Below are 19,870 nucleotides of genomic sequence, written 5' to 3' on the forward strand. Positions count from 1 at the left end.
GGCACATATCCGGAAAGGCCTGTCGTCTGGACTATCTCTGATTTTGCCATGGTGCCGCTTACCTTTGCAACAGCCTGGAAGTAGGGGACTGATGTAAGTTCATCTGGTACCGCCCAGACAAAAACACCGTTCTCCTGAGCCTTGGTAGTGACAATGTCATGGAATTCATCATCGATCTTCATCTTCCCGGTGATGGTAACCTCTGCATTGTAGTTTCTGCCACCTACATATCCTGCAAGAATTGCGGGCTGTCCCGGTTCAGATCCAGGCGGGTAGTAGGCCAGTTTCACCCATGTGTCACTGGATACTTTCGGGAGAGGTCCTGCGGTTGGTTTCGGCGTCCAGTCAACCTGTACGGTTGGAAAAAGGCCGATTCCGGCAATTGATGATAATTCGATATCCCAGCCCTGGTACGGGTTCCATGAATGTGTCTCGGGAAAATCGGCACTTACCGATGGAATTATGCAGAGAATAAGTCCTGCAATGAGAAGACCAAAGAGCAAGATCCTGCATAATGCAGGGAGTCTGATACACCCGTAATCTGTCATATGATAGGGTGTACCATATGAAAAGAAAGAGTTGCTGAGAGAGGTGTATCCGGATTATCTTCCAAGAGTGCTGTGGGCACGGGCAAGGTGCTGAGCCGCGAGTGCTCCAAGGAGGGATAATTCTCCGGCAAGAACACCAGATGCAACAATCTCTGCGAACTTTCTCGCATGTGAGCCGGGCGGGTCGCCACTACCGGATACGCCAAGCATCCGCAGGCACTCTGCCTGGGTTTCAACACCGGTTCCGCCCCCGACGGTCCCGACCGGAAGAGCAGGAAGTGTGACAGATACATAAACACCATCCGGAGCGGGATCAACGGTGGTCAAGCAGAGAGATCCCTCAACCACATGGGCAGGATCCTGTCCGCATGCAATAAACATCGCTGCAACGATATTTGCTGCATGAGCATTGAACCCGAATGAACCGGCACGGGCTGAGCCAACCAGATTCTTTCTGGTATTGACCTCAAGGAGGGAGGCTGCATCGGTCTTTAATACCTTGCGTATCAGTTCCTGGGAGAGGTATACTCCGGCACTGACGGTTTTGCCTCTCCCCATGACGACATTTACCGCTGCCGGCTTTTTATCTGTGCACCAGTTCCCGGAAAGGGCAATAAGGCGTGCCCCTGTCTCCCGGCTGATAAGCTCTGCTGCTTTTGCTGATGCGATGGTAACCATATTCATCCCCATTGCATCACCGGTAAAAAAGGAGAGTCTGACAAAAACAGATGTTCCTGCGGTGGTCATCTCAATCCCGGTCAGTTTCCCGAACCGTGTGGTGGACTCTGCCTCCGCTCTGATCTCTCCCTCATGAGCATGAATCCAGTCACACACCGCCTTTGCATGGACAATGCTGTCAGCAGCAAAAACGGGGGCACGGGTCATACCGTCCTTTAATATTCTGACATCTGCTCCTCCTGCTGCTGTAATAAGGCTGCAGCCCCGGTTGACTGATGCAATGAGTGCTCCTTCTGTGATTGCAAGCGGGAGGTACATCGTTCCGTCTGCATACTCTCCTTTTATCTTGACAGGCCCTGCAACCCCGACTGGTACCTGGATCGTGCCTATCATATTCTCGCAGTTCTTCTTTACCACCGCGTCAAGAGAGATGGTACAGTCACCTATCCGGTCAAGCAAAACTCCGGTCTCTTCTTCGATAAACTTCCGGCGGATGGAAACAGCATCAGCGGGTCCAAGTTCTTTCTCAAGCGCATATAATTTCAGTGTTCCATCCCGCAGTCTGCGGAGGTACTCATCCATGCATATCTGTTATACCGGCCCGGCCATAAAACATGAGGGATGCAGACAAAACGCTGGTGCCTTAAGGTGCACCGGTCAGAAGGGGAGAAGACCAGAAAAAGGCTTCTTGAGGAGGGGGTGCTTGATCGTCTGTGTCGGATCAGGTCTGATGGGGAGTATCTGCTCATCCCGGTTATCAGAAAAATTGAGGGCGCGGTTTGTCAGGAATTCACCTGTGAACAGGAGAAAAAAGATCTCCCCCGGTTTGAACAGGTGGGTGGAATTGCCATCATGCAGGATGATGACCCCTCTGGTGCCGCTGATATTCTTGCGTCAAAAAAGACATATCATACCGTTCTGTTTGCGGAGAGTGCGGTTGAAGGGCCGTTCCGGACAAAAAAGTTCAAAGTGCTTGCCGGAAGAGATACCACGGCGACTGAATACATCGAATATGGTCATCATTTCTCAATCGATCTCGCTCTCGCATACTTCTCGGCCCGTCTGTCCGGCGAACGCCAGCGTATACTCTCACTGATGAATGAAGGAGAGCGGGTCATTGACATGTTTGCCGGGGTCGGGCCTTTTGCGATAACCCTTGCAGAAAAAGCCTCCATAGTCTATGCAGGAGATATAAATCCTGAAGCAGTCATTCTCATGGTCAGAAATATTGCACGAAATCGTCTGACCAATGTCGTTCCCATCCTCTCTGATGCTCTCAATCTTCCAGACATCATTACGCACCCTGCAGACCGGATTATCATGAACCTGCCACTCCATTCGATCCCGTTTCTTACTGCCGCGTTTACAATGACACGGCCGGGTGGTATGATACACCTGTATGCCCTGGTGAGCCGGGAGGATGAATATCTTGATACTCTCCGGACATTTCCTGTAAAAAACGTTGAACACCGGTATGTCAGATCCTATTCTCCCGACCGGTTCCATGTGGTATATGATATTGTCCGTGGCGATGGGGAACGCCTCTGACTACATTGTAAGCATGACTGAGGGGATTATCATACAGAAATGACATTCCATTGGTATTCCAAGCAGCACTAATTTTGGGAGGCTTGTGTCGGTTTCCAGGCTGAGGTTATTATAATACGCTTCAATTGACTCGTTTTGTGAGTAATCAGTGGTGGTATTGAGGGTGAAATTGATCTGGGCATCCTTCACGGGACTTGCAGCAGAAAAGGAAAAAATCACGGGTGATAAATTCCTGGCATCATTCTCTTCTGCCAGAGCCATGCCAACCAAACCGAGCAGGATGATGATGCATATGAGTGTTATCAGATGCTGCACGCTGGTACTATAGGTAAAAAAAAGGGATAGTTCTTCTCACAGATCAGATCGTCGGGACCTTAAGACAGCCACTGCAGCAAGGCTGATTCCGGTACAGAGTGCAAAGATTGGTGCAGGTGCCTTTGTCTGCGTCGGCTCAGGAGTCTGTGTGGGTTTCTCTGTCGGAGGAGCAGTCGGTATCATCTCAATCAGAACATCCGTGGTATTCCCTCCGGTTATGGTAACCTGCCTGACTGCATCATCATATCCGTTTATCCGAAGAGTCAGGGTGTGCTCACCAGGGGGTACTGATGGAAGGTTTAGCGGTGTGACTCCTTTAAACAGGTTATCAAGGAATATTACTGCCCCTGAGGGATGGGATTGCACCATCAGAGTGCCATTGACAGTTGCCGGAACAGGTGCTGCCTGCAGGGCAACATTGACGGTACTCACCTGTCCTGCGGTGACAGCAACCGTTCCCTGGTAATCCTGGTTCTGGGGATGGCTGATCCTGATTGCATATGTTCCTGGATTGAGCATTGGGATATCCAGGTATCCGGTATCGGGCGTCTTCCCTTCATAATTGTCATTGAGGAATACCTGTGAGGATCCGGGCATACTTGCAACCTGGATTGCCCCGTACTGTGGTCCCTGGGGTTCAAGGCGGGCTGAAATCTGGTTCTGCTGACCTGCAGAGATTGTTACTCCGGATTTCCAAGGGGTATATCCTGCAAGCCTGAGCATAAGGTTGTGACTGCCGGCAGATGCAGAGAGGGTATATGGCGTCTGTCCGTAGTATACGCCATCAAGCTGGATGTCTGCGCCGGAAGGGATGCTGGAAACATAGAGTGTTCCGGTCTGGATTATCTGATTCAGCTGAGCCTGGATTTGTGACTGTGATCCGGCGTTTACCCGGACCTGCGAGATGAATGGCTGGTATCCGTCTTTGATCACTTTGATTGTATGAAGTCCGGGCATCAGGTCAGAGAAGGTGCATGGTGTCAGATCCTGGTTTCCTCCATCAAGGATTGCAATACTCTTTGTCGGGTTTGACGTCACCCGGATACTGCCATATTGCGCTTTGGGGACCAGAGTGGCAGTAATGGGGATGGTCTGATCCGGAAGCGGGTTCTCTCTCATGGACGAAGTCCAGTCATAATACCCGGTCATTCTGACGAAGATCTGGTGTGACGGGGTGCCAGTCGTATACACTTTGACAAGAGCCGGAGCAGATCCCTGGTAGGTGCCATCAAAGGTTACTTCAGCACCGGACGGGACCGAATCAATATACACCCATCCATAATCAGAACCGATCAAAGTGGGGGTTGGCGTCGGGGTCCATGTTGGTGTCTCGGTAGGAGTCCAGGTGGGGGTATACGTAGGGGTGATTGTCGGTTCCATCGGAACAAGGATTGCATTGACCGGAATTGTCTGGCCCGGTGGGGGGAGTTCTGAAAGGGAGGTGCTCCAGTCCTGGTATCCGTCCATTGAGATGTAGATCTGATGGAACCTGGACTCAGTCAGTGAGACCTGCACCATTACCGGACTTAGACCCTGATATGATCCATCAAAGGTGACCATGGCACCGGAGGGGACAGAGTGTATGAAAACCCATCCATACTGCTCCTGTGGTGTTGGTTCAATGGTGATCGTCGGATATTCTGTCGGTATATCGGTGGGGATATACGTGGGGGAATCGGTCGGGTAGTCAGTCGGATAATACGGGGGATTGTCATCTTCATATCCGTCAGGAATAAAACCGATTGGTTCTGCCTGATTGGAGAGTTCTTCAGAGAACCCAATCCCTGTGAATGCCAGTATCAACAGGGAGCTGAGTATCCATAACCGGAGCCGTGACATAAAAATGAGTTGGAGTAGTATCCGATATAGTTACTGCAATGCGATGCAGGTCTGTGTCATCCGGATCCACATATTGATAATTCACGGCGTGAAATAAGTTCTCACCGGAGATATGACATGGAAAAACTTCCGTGTGAGACAATAGTGTGGGATTCGCTCCCTGCAATACGTGCTGCGATAGCAGGAGAGATGGTCAGGTGCGGGCTTTCACAGAAGATGGTGGCAACTATCCTGAACATGGCGCCTTCTGCAGTATCGCAATATCTCTCCGGAAAACGAGGATACCGGATTGTTTTTTCAGATGAGGTATCAGATGCCATCGCTGAACTGGCGAGGGACCTCGTATCAGGAAAGATCAGTGATCCCCGTGATCGGATATGCAGGATATGTGTGCTGATCCGTGATGGGGATACCATGTGTTCTGCATGTGAAAGTCCTGAAAAAGAGGGTTGAGCTGATACATCAGGCATAGACTCAGTGTTCCCGAATGACGATACACACTCCACTGACGATATTGTCCTGAAAAGACAACCGGGAAGTTGAGATCAGAACTCTTTTCTTTCTCCCTCCCCTTGCCCTGATAATCGCCTTTAGATCCCGTATCTCCTCTCCGTTACAGGTTTCAAGAACCAGGTCCCTGCCGGCATTCAAATCAGGGGTAATTATAGAGAGTGCAGTACTTCCGATCAGCTCATCACGGGGATACCCGGTCATCAGTTCAGCGCCCCGGTTCCACGAAAGGACCTTTCCGGCAGGAGTTGTGGTTATCACCGCTTCATGGAGCAGATCCATGAGGGATGTAAGAAGAACAGAGGCAGAACCTCCTTCCTGAAACCCGGTTATATCACGGGAAAACCCGATGATCTCTCTGACTTCCCCTTTATTATCCTGTACCGGAAATAATCGCTCATCAAACCACCTGACCTGATCCCGCTCCTGTATCGAGAAAAGGATCCGGTACGGCTCATTCCTGCTGCAGACATACTTTGCAGCTTCCTGAATCAGTGGTTTTGCATGATGATCGCAGATATTTGTCCGGCTCTCCCCGATAAATGACTCTGGTTCCCGATGAAAGGCCCGTCCGAACCGGGGGTTCACATAGGTAAAGACAAGTTCCGGCGTCATGACAAAAACCCGATCATCGGTTTCGGCTGCAAGGGCGTGAAAGAGAGCATAATACCTTCTCTTACTCTCTTCTGCCTCTTTCCATTCATGCACATCTTCAATGACAAAATAGTGCCCCTTTGCTCCGTCATACATGACCACATCTGCAACAGTCAGCCAGACGAACCGTTTCTGATCTGACCTTACAAGTTCAATATCTGAAGCAAAGACCAGGGGACGATCAGGGGAGAGTATTCGCGTCCTGACCTCCGGTTTTAAACCCTGTAATGTAAGAAGGTCCAGAATATTACGCCCGGTCATCTGAGTAAGATCGGTATCGAGTAATTCAGCTGCAGAGATATTTGCACTCTGAATATAATACCGGTCATCAGTCTGAATAACTGCAGATGAAAGGTAATTAAGAAGTGTTGTGACAGGGATGCGTTTGGATAAAAAAAATATCTTCGCCTTTCCGACCGTTCGCACATCCACCATTCCTGACAGAAACATCATTTCTATATATTTCCCAATGGTGTTCCGTGACATGGACAAACCGGTTGAAATTTCAGATATTGTCATTCCATCCCGATTCTCACGTAAAAAATCAGAGATCCGTGAGATGTAATAATGGGTATTGTCCATCGATGGAAAGAGATTGTCTATGTCATCATAAATACTTAATGGTGGATTATGTCAAGATGGTGCCACCCCGTTTCTTGCATGGTGCCGGATCTGTAGTCCATATCCTCCGGTTTGACTTTTTGCATCGCCTGTTAAGCCGGTGGACTCTCCTTAATGTTTAAATCCTAAACGTGTGTATGCTGCAGTATGACTCACTCCCCAAACCGGCTCGCAAAGGAACACAGTCCCTATCTTCTCCACCATGCATACAATCCGGTAGACTGGTACCCCTGGGGTGATGAGGCATTTACGAGAGCAGAAGAGCATGATATGCCGGTTTTTGTCTCAATCGGATATGCAGCCTGCCACTGGTGTCATGTCATGGAGACCGAATGTTTTGAGGATGAGGAGATCGCATCTCTCCTTAATGCTCATTTTGTCTCGATAAAAGTGGATCGGGAGGAGAGACCTGAAATTGATCAATTATATATGGCCGTGTGCCAGGTAATGACCGGATCTGGCGGATGGCCTCTGCATATCTTTCTCACTCCGGATAAACGCCCATTTTATGCAGCAACCTTCATTCCCAAAATAAGTCGTCCTGGTATGCCGGGTATGCGTGATCTCCTTCCATATCTTGCATCAGTCTGGAGAGATGAGAGAAAGAAGATCAGTGATGTATCTGACCTGATACTATCAGCAGTACTGGAGCAGACAAGGCAGGACACCCACCATGATCCGGATGACCTGCTTCATACCGCAGCGAGGAATCTCACCGGATCGTATGATGGAATGTATGGAGGTTTTTCGCCTGCTCCAAAGTTTCCTTCTGTTCCCGTGCTTCTCTTTCTCCTGCGGTATGCAGTCATATATCAGGACCTGTCCATCCTTGACATGATTACGACAACCCTTGATCGGATGGCGTATGGTGGCATGAGAGATCATCTGGATGGGGGTTTTCACCGGTATGCAACCGACAGTGCCTGGAAGCTGCCTCACTTTGAGAAGATGCTCTATGATCAGGCGATGATGGCGATAATCTATACCGAGATCTGGCAGGTCACGAAACAGGACCGGTACCGAAGGATCGCCCTGGCAGCCCTTGAGTACATGATCACGGTTCTCTCTGACGCGCCAGGTGGGTTTTCCTCATCTGAAGATGCCGATAGTCCGGGAGGAGAGGGGGTATACTATCTCTGGTCCTATGATGAGATTGAGCAGCTCTTCGGAGAAGATGCAAAGCTTGTCTGCACCCTGTTTGGAATTACCCGTGAAGGAAATGTGTCCGGAATGCATGGGATGAAACCCGGAGATAATGTTCTTTTCCCTGAGCAGGATCCCCTGGACATCCTGACAAGAGCGGGAGTCAGAGACCCGGAAACAGCCTATGCTTCTATTATTCATACCCTCAACAATGCACGGAAAAAGCGTCAACGACCTCCCTGTGATGACAAAGTCCTGACCGACTGGAATGCTCTTGCAATCCATGCACTGACCTTTGCCGGTATGGTCTTTCAGGAGAGATCACTCTGCACCAGGGCAGTATCTGCAGCAGAATTTCTCTTCTCGAAAATGGTTCGTCCTGACGGGATAGTGCTTCACCGATGGCGGAACGGTCAGGCAGGTATTGACGGAACCGCGGGTGATTATATATATCTTGCATGGGCCTGTCTTACCCTCTATCAGACAACCGGCAACCCCATGTGGCTTGATCGAGCCATCTTACTTGAAAAGACTGTTTCTGATCAGTTCTATGATTCTGTACATGGTGGATATTTCCTCGTCCCCTCAGCGACCGATCTGCCGGTAAGAATGAAGGAAATGACAGACGGCCCGACATTTTCAACAAACGGAGTCGGTTACCTGCTGCTTTGTGCCCTCTATTCCATTACCGGGGATGGATCATATCGCCAAAAAGCCCGACAGACAGAGGGGTATCATCGCTCACTGGATCCCCGGATGATAACCGGCTGCTGCACCTTTTTATGTGGACTTATCGAGAAAAATGTGAGAGGCACTGCTGTTTTCTGCGATAAATCAGGAAGTACGGAAGGCGATGAGATCTGGAGTCTTCTCTGGTCCACGTATCTTCCGGGAATGATCAGAATCCCTATCAGTAAGAGATCTGACTCAGATTTTCTTCCTATGTCTGTCCAATGTCAGGGGGACACGCCCGCCCTTCACATCTGTTCACACCGGCAGTGTCATCCCCCCATCACCACGGTCGATGAGGTACGGCATTATCTTTCGGGATTAGATATTTTTCAGGGCGATGAGATTTCTGACACCATTCAGGCGCCAGACCAGTGAGCGCTCCTCTTTACAGATTGACTCCGGAGGGTCCTGTGGTGAATGACCGAGGGCTGCAAGAATGTTGGTGGAGAGATTCTGCTCACGGATCAGGTTCACAAACCTCTCTCTTGTGATCTTTTTCTCGATAGAGTCATTCACCTCCTCAAGATACCCCTGAAGTGTCACAAACATGTAACAGGAGAGATCCTTTGTATACTTATCAATCTCCACGGAGACATATGGGGATTTTCTGAAGTATTCTATCTTTTTGCCATATTTTGTGGAGAGGAAATAGAGGTGGTTTCCGTCATACACATAGAGGAATGGTGCAATATAGGGATATTTTTCCCCAGAAAAGGCGATTCGTGCCATAAAACGGCTGTGAATCAGCGCATCATACTCTTCTTTCTCCATCCGGGGGATTTTCACGATCTCCATGATACCTAAAACAACATACACGTTCCATCTAATAAACTATGCAGACCTGCATCCCGGATCTCAATCTCTCAGATGCTATACTCTTTCAAGAAATGATAAAACGAGGACTTTTCTTTTGGAAAGAGAAACTACTTTATTGAATCCGTCACACACTCATTGGATTCTTTGAGTAAAATACCGATGGAATTACCTATGACCCGATGGCAAGGCATGGTTCTGGCAATCCTTCTCTTAATAGCAACCACGTTTGTACTCAGTCCTGTTGTATCTGCTCAGAATATTCAGGACGCTACAGTGTGGATAAACAAAGGAAAAGATGCTTTTCAAAAGAAGGATTATGTAAGCGCGATCGCAGCCTATGATCAGGCCCTTCTTCTGGATGAATATTACACAGAAGGGTGGAAATTACGCGGCGATGCGTTGATGGAACTGAAGCGGTATGCAGAAGCTGCCGAATCATATGATCGCGCCATCACCATCGACAAGACGAATGCAGATCTCCTGGGAAAAAAGGGTCGTGCCATTTATGAGCTGGGGAATTATCAGGAGGCGCTGGATATCTATACAAGGGCCGTCTCTTTAAATCCCTATATCTTTCAGAATCAGGACGGATATGGAGATGTGCTTGCTGCCTTAAACCGGTTTACCGAGGCGGATTATGCGTATACTTCAGCCCTGAAGATAGATCCGAAAAATAATGCGACATGGAATAAAAAGGGAGAGGTACTTGCAAAGATGTACCGCAATGATGAAGCCATCGCTGCATTTAATCAGTCTATCCAGCTCTATCCTGATTCTGCCGAGGTATGGAATAACCTCGGAAGCGTGCATTTTAACATGGGCAATATGAAAAAGGCACTGAATGCATTTGAAAAAGCGATATCACTGGATGAAAGTTACATCCCGCAGAAGTACAGTGATACATTAAACCGGCTTGCAAAGGTGAATCCAGAGATCAGGAAAGCCACGACACATGAGGAGATAGAAGTGCCGGTGGTGAACACTCCCTTTGTCATACCTCCGGCGATATTTGTTCTGAATTATCTCATGATCGGTATAGGTATCATTGCCATTCTTATCCTCGGTGTCATGGGTGTTATAAAAAAGCGGCCAGTAAAAAAAGAGCGGGAATGATAATCAGGAATATCTGGAAAGGATCTCCTGAATTACCTTTTTCCGGTCAGTCTGTTTGATCTCGCGTTTCTCAGGCAGTGATGGCCGGATTGTTTTGTAAAAGATACCAAGGGGGATAGGCCCGGGATCAGAATAGTTCCATTGCTGCCCGGTCCGGCAGGCCATATCAAACTGTGAAACATTTGCTTCAGATGTTTCGTATACCTGTTCGTCATAGACGGATGTCATGTTAAAGAAGGTTGCACAGATCTGCAGCACGTCAATATGGGCAAACCCTGGATGAGTGATGGCTTCATGTATGACCCGTTTGAGAAGGGGGATGTTCCGCGTGTATGCCCTCGCCACAAAGCCTGCCCCTGACCCAAGCAGCAGCTCAATAATATTCAGCGGGTACTCATGGATCCCGTCCGGGGTGGACCGGCCCTGGTAACCATACGGGGATGTCGGGGTATACTGTCCGGTAGTAAGCCCGTACACCCGGTTGTTATGACAGATAACCGTGATGTCGATATTTCGTTTTGCTGCATGGATCAGATGATCAAGTCCCTCTGCATAGAGGTCCCCGTCTCCGGCAAAACATACGACTTTGAGCTCAGGATTTGCCATCTTAATCCCGGTGGCAACAGGGATTGTCCTGCCATGCAGGGAGTAAAAACTGTTTAAGTTAAAATAATCCACAATTTTGGCATGACATCCGATGCCTGAAACCAGGACAAACTTCTCTTTTGGGATACCCTCTTTCTCAAACTCTTCAATGACATATCGAAACGCATGCTGAATTGCAAAATTTCCACACCCCGGACACCAGGTGTTTTTTGCTTCAGAGACCAGTGTTGCGTTCGGACTCATAATACCCTCCTGATCCGGGTTTCCAGTTCTTCAATCGTCGATGGTCTTCCGTCATACCGCAGGATGATCTCATCCGGGACAATACCATGCTCTTTGAGAATTTTATCTATCTGCCCTGCTGCACTCTCTTCAACCACAATGATCCTGTCAACTCCCTCCAGAGCAGCCATAAAGGTCTTTATCGGGAATGGTTCGAGGATAAGAGGGGATACAAACCGGAATGAGTTATCCTTTGCGATCTCCGCCACCTGTCCCCGGACAGAACCCCACGCAATAACACACACCGGTGCTTTTTCATCCCCGGCAATTTTAACACTCCCCGGCTGGTCTGTATACTCTTTCAAAGCCTTCTCTTTTCTTTTTCTCTTCTCAACCATGGCAATGGTTATCTGGGGGTCTTCCGTTGTGATGCCTTTGAAATCATGGGTATAACTGTTTACTTTTACGATCTCGCCAGGATGCGGGGGAGCAAGAAGGGGTGAGATACCATCAGGCATATCCTCATACCGGTGATAGGGAAATGCAGGAGCAGAGACCCGGTGTGGGAGGAGGTCCGGCAGATCTGACGATCCGGTAAAAAGCCCCTCCGAGAAGGTTTTATCGGTTATGATAAAGGCAGGGACCTGGAATTTCCATGCGATCCGAACCGCCTCCGCTCCGAGGAAGATTGCTTCTTCAGGTGTGCCCGGAGCTGCTATCCATCGGGGAAACTCTCCCTGTCCTGCATAGCGGATGAACATCAGATCAGATTGTGCGGTATAGGTCGGCAGTCCGGTCGATGGGCCGGTTCGTTGTGAGACGACGATGACGATTGGAATTTCTGCCTGTCCTGCAAGGGAGAGCCCTTCGGTCATCAGACAAAAGCCCCCGCCGGAGGTGCCGACTGCTGCCTTCCTGCCGGCATAGGAAAACCCGAGTGCCATGAGAATGACTGCTATCTCACTCTCCGGATGATATACCTGAATACCTGCCTCATCTGCAATTGATGCGAGAAAATGCAGGATACCTGACGACGGGGTCATCGGATAGGCCACATAGGCATCAAGCCCGCCGGCCAGAAGGCCAAGTCCAATCCATTCATTGCCTGAAAGGAAGGGTCTTGAAGAACCCCCGGGGATACCCAGCTTCCGGGATGGTGAGAGCACGTCCCAGGCGGCCCGGGCAATCTCAAGATTTTTCTCTGTTTTTTTGGGATTCTTTCTTTTCAGGACCGGTTCTATCCTCTCCCAGGGTACACCAAGATACCTGATCAGGGCACTGATCATAGCGGTATTTCCCATGATCGGAATCCCCTGGTGGGTGTTAATCAATTGGCCAAGCGGTATCTCAAGGCCTGGTGCCTTTACCCGGTCGGCATCGGAGATGATGATCCCGTCATCTGACAACCGGCCTTTATGAAGATCGGCAGTCTGCTGATCAAAGGCGATGATGACATCCACCCCGGATCGGAATGCCGTCACCGGATACTCTGCAGCACGAATGATACAGAAGTTATGCCCGCCCCTGATGAGCGAGGGATAATCGACATACTGGTACACATGATATCCCAGTGAGGAAAAGACAGAGCCGATAACCTGACCTGCCTGTGAGATGCCGTCTCCTGCTTTTCCTCCGATAAGGACTGAAAATTCTGCCACCGTAGCTGCCTCTCTGTGGGAACTGTGCTTTATCTGGTAATCAATATTGCTACTGTATGAGAATGTGTGAGTACGACCTCTCAATAAAAAAACGAAAACTATTGAGTGATATCTGATTGTATAGTGATACCATAGAAACTCTGGATCTATTGGGGAATCAAAAGAGAGAGATCAGTAAATTTATATGGTATCAGATCCCGGTCATATATATGCGCGTTTTATCTCTCTCCGGGAGTCATGTGAAGAAGGGCAATACCGGTCTGCTTATCGGTTATCTGAATGAGCAGATAGAAGAGGCCGCGATTGAAGATCTCAAAATGAAATCGGTGTCCCTGGCTGATGCAAAGATCGGTCCCTGTAAAGGATGCAGAAAATGCATGGAGACCGGGTATTGTGTGGTGAAGGATGATTTCAATTCTATTGCCAGAAAAATGCTCAAGAGTGATCTTCTCATCATCGGCTCACCGGTGTATTTTCAGGATGTATCAGGTCGTGTAAAAAATCTTATCGACCGGACGTATTCTCTCTGGCATGACCGGCAGCTCAAAGGTAAAAAAGTCATTCCGGTTGCAGTCAGTGCGGTCTCCGGTGAGGATCGTGCTTTGGAGACCCTCCGCATATGGGCACAGGCTCATGAGATGAAGATAATCAGGTCAGTATACGGGCATGGGTACAAGAGGGGTGAAGTACTCAAAGATCCAGAGGCCAAAGATGCAGTAATAACGGCAGTCCGTGATCTAGTTGGGGAACTGAAGTCAGAACACTGATGACTTTCGTTATCCACGGTGAGTTTCAATCTGTAACTTGGTCCTGAAGGTTCTGAAGAATGAATCCTTTTCAGACTCGACGGCCCATATCTCGAGTGAGCAGTCTGATATACAGGAGACTGATAAAACAACCCTGTCTTTTTTTCTGATAAACTCCGCCTTCTCAACACGCCGGTCATGACTGCGGTCAAGGTTTTCAGCAAGCCTGAGCAGGAGAGAAAGGACCCTGACTATTCTCCGGTCGGTCCGGTCCAGTTCCTGAAAAGGATTGTCCCGTTGCCGTGGGAGTTTTTTCCGGTGATATCGTGCAATAAGCCCGATCATCAGGACCTCATGCTGGTTAAAACCAAGAAGGGGAACCTGTGTTATAAGATAGAATGAGTGTTGATGATGGTTGGAAAACGAGATAAACTGCCCGACGTCATGCAGATATGCCGCATGTGAAAGGAGTTCTTCTGCGTTGTCGTACGATCGAAAAAGTCCAGATCTGATCCCTGAGTGGTAGAGCTGCAAAGAGAGTTTGACAATATGAGAAGCATGGGGCTCATCAATATGGCAGAGCCGGCCCAGGTGCGTTACGGATCGTTCCCGTATGGATACTGGTTCTGCATGGGGAAAGCCAGGGATCCTGGTGATGTAATCAACGAGCAGGCCGTCCCGAAGAGAGCGGGATGACGTATACACTCCTTTGAGCCCGCTCACCTTGATTATCTCATGAAGTATGACCGCACCGGCGATGATAATATCTGCCCGGTCAGAATTCAGGCCTTGCACCTCTCTTCGCACCTGCAGGGGCAGATTTGAGAGATACCTGATGAGAATGTCCAGTTCTTCGATGCTGATAAATCCGGGAATATGAGATGAAACACATGGTTTATGTGATGCAGCGATTGTTTCAAGGGAGAGGATGGTTCCTGAACTGCCAATCGCCCTGGTGATATTCCAGGTGGTAATATGCCGTGCAATATGCACGATCTCATGCTCAATCCGCCTTCTCAAAGAAAAGAGCATGTGCTGTGATACTCTCCCGTCCTTTTCAGCCTGTACAAACATCCCCGTAGTTCTGATAGCTCCAAGTTTCAGACTTCTCAGAAAGAACGGTTCATGCTGATCTCCGACAATAATCTCTGTCGAACCACCACCGATATCAATAAAAAGAGCCGTTTCACCTTTCAGGTCAATCCCGCTTGATACCCCGAGCCATATCAGTCTTGCCTCCTCTGCTCCGGAGATGATATGAATTTTAACACCGGTAAGTTCCTCAATCCGGTTGCAAAGTTCCTCACCATTTGATGCCTCTCGTGTTGCTGATGTGGCTACTGCGACAAATTCTTCGGCCCCCCTGCTTTTCGCAAGTTCAATCAGCCGGACGATTACCCCTGTTGCCCGCTCCATGGCTGCATCGGTCAGCCGGTTATTAAGAAATTCCCCTTCTCCAAGTCTGATTACCTCTTTCTGCTGGGTAACGAGAGTGTATGATCCGTTCTGATTCAGTCTCACAACAAGAAGACGAACGGAATTTGTCCCAAGATCAATAAATCCAATAATCCGTGGAATATTCAGGTGCATGAAAGACAAATCCTGCGATGGGTAAGTTCTTGTAAAAGCATGCTTTTCTCGGCAAAGACTGGTGAATCATGGTATAACGGGGTTTTACAGGTACAGGAGATTACAATTTCCTCTGATGTAATAAAGCAATGGATTTCCCTGACCAGATTCTGATGTGCCCGGTCAAGGACGTCAGCTACTCGGAGGATGCCGGAGCACCAGGAAACAATCTGCTTATCATCCTCACAGAGTTCTTTAAAGACAGCATGATCAGGCCTTGGATGCGACTTCCGGTGGTATCGGGCAATTAACGCAATTATCTTTCTCTCCCTGGTTGTCAGGTTCATTGTTGTATCGGTAAGGATTATGTCCCGTGATGCTTTATGATGGGGCTTATCTGCTCTGCTCCAGCCGATATCGTGGAGAAGAGCTGCCGCTTTTAATAAATCCCGGGTATCAGGGGGCAGATGGTGCAGAGGGCGTAAGTCGTCAAATATCATACCCGATAACCGGCATACCTGTTGTGCATGAAAAGGATCCGGGTCCAGCCTTTCTGAATAGTCCTGGATAACCGGCCAGACCGATCTCTTCATCAGACCGAATCCTCCGGTTCGGATACGACATCCAAGGGCTTTCCTTCAGAGACGATCCTGGCAAATGAATCAGGAAGGTGGCGGTTTCTGATGGCATCAATTGCCCGGTCAATATCATAAGGTACCCGCACATGAACGATTGAGAGCGGGTCCAACGTCAGCAGGGCATAACAGGCACGGGGATCGCCATCTTCTGTTCTCCCGACACTCCCGCAGTTCACAAATACCACATTATCAATCTCCCTGATGGATGGGATATGGGAATGACCGGTTACGATAATATCTGCCTTTGTCTTTTGTGCAATCTCACGAAACCTGGACTCCGGCGTCTCCTGGACAAGATATTCAGTAAGCGAATCAGGGCTGCCATGGGTGACCAGAATGGTAGTTTCCTTTACTCTCAATGTATATTCCCTGGGAAGCCCTGCGAGGTAGGCCCGATTCTCCTTTGAGAGATGATGGTATGCAAACCGCATCGCAATCTGCTTGTCCCGTGATCTGGGCCGTCCTGTCTTCCATTTTTTCACAAGGACTGCCTGGTCATAATTTCCGATAACCGAGAGGACATGGGATGCCCGAAGAGATGATATGACCTCGTCAGGAAATGCACCATATCCAATACTATCACCAGCATTGAGTACTGCCGTAGCACCCTTCTTCCGTGCATCAGCAAGTACTGCCTCAAGGGCAGGAAGATTTGCATGTACATCTGATATCAGGGCAATCGTAACCGGCCCGTCATGACATGGGTCTGAACGTTCCTGGAATGACTGATGGACAGGTATTGATACCTTTTCCCTCAGCTTGTCCCAGAATCCCTCCTGTTTGAGTGAGTCCCAAAGGGTATGCAGTTCAGAAAAAAGTTCTGCTCTTTTCTTCTTCCGGTTATCAAGCAGTTTTAATAGCCCTTCCTGAAGGATAGAGAAAAAGTCGGGATTTCCAAAATATCTGAGGGCTCGTTTCTCCTCATCCCTGATGAAGAGGGGGATCTTCTCAATCCAGACATCGCAGTCATGCATGTCACCAAGAACATCCTGAAGATGTTTAAAAGTCTTAATCTCTGTTTTCAATCCGCATTCAAAGAGACCCGCGAATGACTCCAGGGTATATCTGAGTCGTTTTGCAGCGATTCGCATCTCATGGTGACGATGGATAGTATCCGGTTCTGACAGCCAGGGTTCAAACCAGAAGAGATCAGAGATGGCGGTCATGATATTGACAAACGCCTGTTCATAGGAGAATGGAGAGACTTCTCCACCATCCTCAATCTCTGCCCTGACCTTCAGTTCATGCAGGCAGGTCGTTACAGATTCAAGAACCGCTGTCTCCTCCAGCTGGTCGACGGCTCTGACAAGATCCGGTTGTATCTGCCGACGCCGGGTTTTGAGTCGGTGGAGCAGACATTCAAGACCTGGTCTGTATATATCAAATGAGGTGCATGAAAGAAGACCCTCCGATTCGGATCCCTCACAGGGGTTCCCGTCTGTCACTCTGGTAAAGAGCGGGTGATACATGCATTCATTCCCTTCATTATCCGGTTTATTGTCTGTTAATGGATGGGAATAGAAGAATACCTCTCCCTGACAGGAGTCCCTGCATTGTTTCGCAAGAAATGAACTGATAAAATCTATCTGGACATCCAGGTCACGGGCCTCACCAAGTGACCTTGTAATGTTTCTGATGGTGCGTCTCCATCTTTTTACAGTATGAGACGGGAGGCAGGGAGAGAATATGGTAAGGCATGCCCTGAGCCGGCGGGTTGCAACCCGTGCCCGATGGACATATTCGATATCGTCTGCCGTTTTTACTCCCGATAACTCCTGCTGTAATGATCGGAGGAGCGGAAGCATCGTCAGAGCAGCATACCGGGAAAAAGCAGGATCCTGTGTATGTCTGTGATCACATCTCATCTATGTCCTCCCGTACTGGAGTAGGCAATATGGTATGTATGATATATAGAGGAGCCTATTTCACTCCTTTGATCCTGCTCCCATCCGTCAGATCTGAACTGAAATCAGGGGTTACTTCTCCACTTCAAGGCGGTAACAGTAGTCAGCGGCAGAATCTCCTTTCGCTTCGTCTTTCTTTTTATCATAGAGGGCCGCTGATAGGATGGCTTTTATCACCATGGCGATAGAGAAGATACATATCCCCAGCACGACCCACATCAGAAGTGAGACATGGTCAGATATGACCGGAATATTTCCAATCAGGTATCCGCCTCCGACAAGCCCTCCGGTCCAGAGTATTGCACCTGCGACATTATAGAACAGAAACCACTGGTAATGCATCTTCCCAATCCCGGCCAGGAACGGAGCAAAAGTCCTGACAATCGGGACAAACCGTGCGATAACGATGGTTGCCCCTCCATATTTCTCAAAGTAGTGATGTGTCTTTTCCAGCCATTCTTTATGGATAAATGCTGAAAGGCGACCCTCCATGATCTTACACCCGGCATATCTGCCGATCCAGAAATTTGCCGTATCTCCGATGATTGCTGCAAGCCCGATAATAAGAAGCAGAACCCAGATATTGAGAACGCCGGTCCCGGCAAGGGCTCCAGATACAAAGAGGAGTGAATCTCCTGGCAGGAACGGGGTCACCACAAGTCCGGTCTCACAAAAGATGATGAGAAAGAGGACGGCATAGATGAGGGCTCCTAATTCACCGGCCATCTGCTCAAGTGATGAATCAATATGAAGAATCAGATCAATGAGGGTTAAGTCCATATCTGCGGATCTGTTCCCTCTCCGGGGCAATAGGGTTTCCCATATCGGAATCAGGGATACCAGATATTATCGGGAATAGTGCGTGTCTTTTTAAGTTATAATTCCCCGTCCTGGTCACTATCCGGGTGAAACAGAAAGACTCCGTGATGACGGTGCAGGTATTTGAGTATCTTCGTGGACTCATGCCATCGCTGGTCAAGCTGGTCTATCATCTGGTCGATCTCCTGTACCTGTGCAAGTATCTGTCCAGCTTTATCGCCAAGAGTCAGTTCAGCCTGGCCTGCGATTATGGTGAGGGGATTTCTGACCCCGTCATTTAATATGGCTAATTCGGCAAGATTTTTCTGAATCTGAATGATTGCTTCTTCTTTTTGGGATTCGATACGTTTTTGTTCAGAAATATCGGTGAATGTCCAGAGCGTCCGCACTCCCTCATCAGGCCCTCCTGTCAGCATCTTTGCTGATAGTATGACCGGGATCTCTCTGCCTGTTGCGTGGATGACGATAAGTTCAGATTCATATACTGATCCAAAATCAGAGATATCACGGAGGAAGCGTTGAAAATCATTAAGACTCTGTTTAGGAATATAGGTCATGAACGATCTGCCAATCACTTCGTCCCTCTCATATCCCATCAGCCGTACCCAGGCCTCATTCACCTCGATTATCTCCCCTTTTTCATTCAGAGACTGATATGGAACCGGGGCCTGTTCAAAGAGCAGACGAAACCGCTCTTCACTCTCCCGCAGTGCATTCTCTGCACTTTTTTTCGCAGTAATATCCCGAAAACTCCACACCTTTCCGACTATCTCCCCATCAATCATCTGGGGCTGGGAGTACCGTTCATATATCTTCCCGTTCCGGAGTTCTATAATATCAATCCCCGGTCTGATTCCTTCTCTGATCCGGTAATCGGTCCGGTTGAAAAAATGATTCGGGTTTTTTATCTGCGGGAGGATATAACTGAGAATCGCAGAATAGTCCCCTCCTTCCACAAGATGATAGGGGATATTCCACATCTGAACAAATTTCCTGTTCCAGGCACTTATCTTTCCTTCGCTGTCAACGACGATGATGCCATCCGCGGTTGATTCAAGGGTAGAACGAAGTAAGGCAGTGGTCTCTTTCACCCGTTTTTCTGCATAATATTTCTGAATGGCAAGGTTGATCTTTGAGTAAAGATCTGCAAATTCCCTGCCCGGCTCACCTGACTTTTGCAGGTAAAAGTCT

18 protein-coding genes are annotated in these 19,870 nt (G+C 48.7%); 5 read left to right on the plus strand and 13 right to left on the minus strand.

Annotation, left to right across the window (positions count from 1 at the left end):
- On the minus strand, positions 1–548 hold a 548-nt coding region (locus LDL35_RS06340; protein WP_304020557.1), incomplete at its 3' end, for a hypothetical protein.
- Positions 549–602: 54 nt separating this feature from the next.
- Positions 603–1,808 carry a hydroxymethylglutaryl-CoA reductase (NADPH) gene (hmgA, locus tag LDL35_RS06345; RefSeq protein ID WP_304020559.1) on the minus strand — a complete coding sequence of 402 codons (1,206 nt, stop codon included), beginning with the start codon at positions 1,806–1,808 and terminating at the stop codon, positions 603–605.
- Positions 1,809–1,847: 39 nt separating this feature from the next.
- On the opposite strand from hmgA, the gene LDL35_RS06350 reads away from it, so the two are divergent.
- The gene (locus LDL35_RS06350; RefSeq protein ID WP_304020562.1) at positions 1,848–2,774 is read left to right on the plus strand and encodes a class I SAM-dependent methyltransferase family protein; all 927 of its coding nucleotides are present in this window, start codon (positions 1,848–1,850) and stop codon (positions 2,772–2,774) included.
- On the opposite strand, the gene LDL35_RS06355 is transcribed toward LDL35_RS06350, so the two are convergent.
- Together LDL35_RS06355 and LDL35_RS06360 are read right to left on the minus strand one after the other, a co-directional pair.
- Positions 2,775–3,089 carry a hypothetical protein gene (locus LDL35_RS06355; RefSeq protein ID WP_304020564.1) on the minus strand — a complete coding sequence of 105 codons (315 nt, stop codon included), beginning with the start codon at positions 3,087–3,089 and terminating at the stop codon, positions 2,775–2,777.
- 36 nt (positions 3,090–3,125) lie between these two features.
- Entirely contained in the window at positions 3,126–4,892 is a 1,767-nt protein-coding gene (locus LDL35_RS06360) for a PEGA domain-containing protein (RefSeq protein WP_304020565.1), read from the minus strand.
- Between the two features lie 153 nt (positions 4,893–5,045).
- Between LDL35_RS06360 and LDL35_RS06365 the strand changes: the two genes are divergently transcribed.
- Positions 5,046–5,381 (plus strand): transcriptional regulator, encoded by a 336-nt coding sequence (locus LDL35_RS06365; RefSeq protein WP_304020568.1) that lies wholly within the window; start codon positions 5,046–5,048, stop codon positions 5,379–5,381.
- Between the two features lie 21 nt (positions 5,382–5,402).
- Here LDL35_RS06365 and LDL35_RS06370 read toward each other — a convergent pair whose 3' ends face one another.
- Positions 5,403–6,611 carry a PAS domain S-box protein gene (locus LDL35_RS06370; protein ID WP_304020571.1) on the minus strand — a complete coding sequence of 403 codons (1,209 nt, stop codon included), beginning with the start codon at positions 6,609–6,611 and terminating at the stop codon, positions 5,403–5,405.
- 249 nt (positions 6,612–6,860) lie between these two features.
- Here LDL35_RS06370 and LDL35_RS06375 point away from each other — a divergent pair, with 249 nt between their 5' ends.
- Positions 6,861–8,963, plus strand: coding sequence for a thioredoxin domain-containing protein (locus tag LDL35_RS06375; protein WP_304020572.1), 2,103 nt, complete (start codon positions 6,861–6,863; stop codon positions 8,961–8,963).
- Here LDL35_RS06375 and LDL35_RS06380 read toward each other — a convergent pair.
- Entirely contained in the window at positions 8,907–9,383 is a 477-nt protein-coding gene (locus LDL35_RS06380; RefSeq protein WP_304020574.1) for a pyridoxamine 5'-phosphate oxidase family protein, read from the minus strand. The two genes, LDL35_RS06375 and LDL35_RS06380, sit on opposite strands and share 57 nt — an antisense overlap.
- A gap of 192 nt (positions 9,384–9,575) precedes the next feature.
- Here LDL35_RS06380 and LDL35_RS06385 point away from each other — a divergent pair, with 192 nt between their 5' ends.
- Entirely contained in the window at positions 9,576–10,517 is a 942-nt protein-coding gene (locus LDL35_RS06385) for a tetratricopeptide repeat protein (RefSeq protein ID WP_304020576.1), read from the plus strand.
- Positions 10,518–10,520: 3 nt separating this feature from the next.
- Here the strand turns inward: LDL35_RS06385 and LDL35_RS06390 are convergent, their stop codons facing one another.
- Together LDL35_RS06390 and LDL35_RS06395 are read right to left on the minus strand one after the other, a co-directional pair.
- A complete protein-coding gene (locus LDL35_RS06390; RefSeq protein WP_304020578.1) occupies positions 10,521–11,366 on the minus strand; it encodes a thiamine pyrophosphate-dependent enzyme in 846 nt (281 codons plus the stop codon).
- The gene (locus tag LDL35_RS06395; protein WP_304020580.1) at positions 11,363–13,003 is read right to left on the minus strand and encodes a 2-oxoacid:acceptor oxidoreductase subunit alpha; all 1,641 of its coding nucleotides are present in this window, start codon (positions 13,001–13,003) and stop codon (positions 11,363–11,365) included. Before LDL35_RS06395 ends, LDL35_RS06390 begins: the two co-directional genes overlap by 4 nt.
- A gap of 209 nt (positions 13,004–13,212) precedes the next feature.
- Here LDL35_RS06395 and LDL35_RS06400 point away from each other — a divergent pair, with 209 nt between their 5' ends.
- The gene (locus tag LDL35_RS06400) at positions 13,213–13,770 is read left to right on the plus strand and encodes an NAD(P)H-dependent oxidoreductase (RefSeq protein WP_304020581.1); all 558 of its coding nucleotides are present in this window, start codon (positions 13,213–13,215) and stop codon (positions 13,768–13,770) included.
- Between the two features lie 9 nt (positions 13,771–13,779).
- On the opposite strand, the gene LDL35_RS06405 is transcribed toward LDL35_RS06400, so the two are convergent.
- The 5 genes from LDL35_RS06405 to LDL35_RS06425 all read right to left on the minus strand — a co-directional run.
- Complete coding sequence (locus LDL35_RS06405; RefSeq protein WP_304020583.1) at positions 13,780–15,339, minus strand: Ppx/GppA phosphatase family protein; 1,560 nt, start codon at positions 15,337–15,339, stop codon at positions 13,780–13,782.
- Positions 15,330–15,911: an HD domain-containing protein gene (locus tag LDL35_RS06410; protein WP_304020585.1), complete on the minus strand. Its 582-nt coding sequence runs from the start codon at positions 15,909–15,911 to the stop codon at positions 15,330–15,332. Before LDL35_RS06410 ends, LDL35_RS06405 begins: the two co-directional genes overlap by 10 nt.
- On the minus strand, positions 15,911–17,821 hold the full coding sequence (locus LDL35_RS06415; RefSeq protein ID WP_304020586.1) for a CHAD domain-containing protein: 1,911 nt from the start codon (positions 17,819–17,821) through the stop codon (positions 15,911–15,913). Before LDL35_RS06415 ends, LDL35_RS06410 begins: the two co-directional genes overlap by 1 nt.
- A gap of 111 nt (positions 17,822–17,932) precedes the next feature.
- Entirely contained in the window at positions 17,933–18,640 is a 708-nt protein-coding gene (locus LDL35_RS06420; protein ID WP_304020588.1) for a VTT domain-containing protein, read from the minus strand.
- A gap of 95 nt (positions 18,641–18,735) precedes the next feature.
- The coding region (locus LDL35_RS06425) for a PAS domain S-box protein (RefSeq protein WP_304020590.1) at positions 18,736–19,870 on the minus strand (1,135 nt) is incomplete at its 5' end.

It is taken from the genome of Methanospirillum hungatei (assembly GCF_020216685.1).
Lineage (GTDB): Archaea > Halobacteriota > Methanomicrobia > Methanomicrobiales > Methanospirillaceae > Methanospirillum > Methanospirillum hungatei_B.

Excerpts from the sequence above, each read along its gene's own strand:
- LDL35_RS06400 (WP_304020581.1), top strand. The coding sequence starts at position 13,213 with ATGCGCGTTTTATCTCTCTCCGGGAGTCATGTGAAGAAGGGCAATACC.
- LDL35_RS06380 (WP_304020574.1), bottom strand. The coding sequence starts at position 9,383 with ATGGAGATCGTGAAAATCCCCCGGATGGAGAAAGAAGAGTATGATGCG.
- LDL35_RS06410 (WP_304020585.1), bottom strand. The coding sequence starts at position 15,911 with ATGAAGAGATCGGTCTGGCCGGTTATCCAGGACTATTCAGAAAGGCTG.
- LDL35_RS06405 (WP_304020583.1), bottom strand. The coding sequence starts at position 15,339 with ATGCACCTGAATATTCCACGGATTATTGGATTTATTGATCTTGGGACA.
- LDL35_RS06350 (WP_304020562.1), top strand. The coding sequence starts at position 1,848 with ATGCAGACAAAACGCTGGTGCCTTAAGGTGCACCGGTCAGAAGGGGAG.
- LDL35_RS06415 (WP_304020586.1), bottom strand. The coding sequence starts at position 17,821 with ATGAGATGTGATCACAGACATACACAGGATCCTGCTTTTTCCCGGTAT.
- LDL35_RS06385 (WP_304020576.1), top strand. The coding sequence starts at position 9,576 with ATGACCCGATGGCAAGGCATGGTTCTGGCAATCCTTCTCTTAATAGCA.
- LDL35_RS06390 (WP_304020578.1), bottom strand. The coding sequence starts at position 11,366 with ATGAGTCCGAACGCAACACTGGTCTCTGAAGCAAAAAACACCTGGTGT.
- LDL35_RS06365 (WP_304020568.1), top strand. The coding sequence starts at position 5,046 with ATGGAAAAACTTCCGTGTGAGACAATAGTGTGGGATTCGCTCCCTGCA.
- hmgA (WP_304020559.1), bottom strand. The coding sequence starts at position 1,808 with ATGGATGAGTACCTCCGCAGACTGCGGGATGGAACACTGAAATTATAT.
- LDL35_RS06375 (WP_304020572.1), top strand. The coding sequence starts at position 6,861 with ATGACTCACTCCCCAAACCGGCTCGCAAAGGAACACAGTCCCTATCTT.
- LDL35_RS06420 (WP_304020588.1), bottom strand. The coding sequence starts at position 18,640 with ATGGACTTAACCCTCATTGATCTGATTCTTCATATTGATTCATCACTT.
- LDL35_RS06370 (WP_304020571.1), bottom strand. The coding sequence starts at position 6,611 with ATGACAATATCTGAAATTTCAACCGGTTTGTCCATGTCACGGAACACC.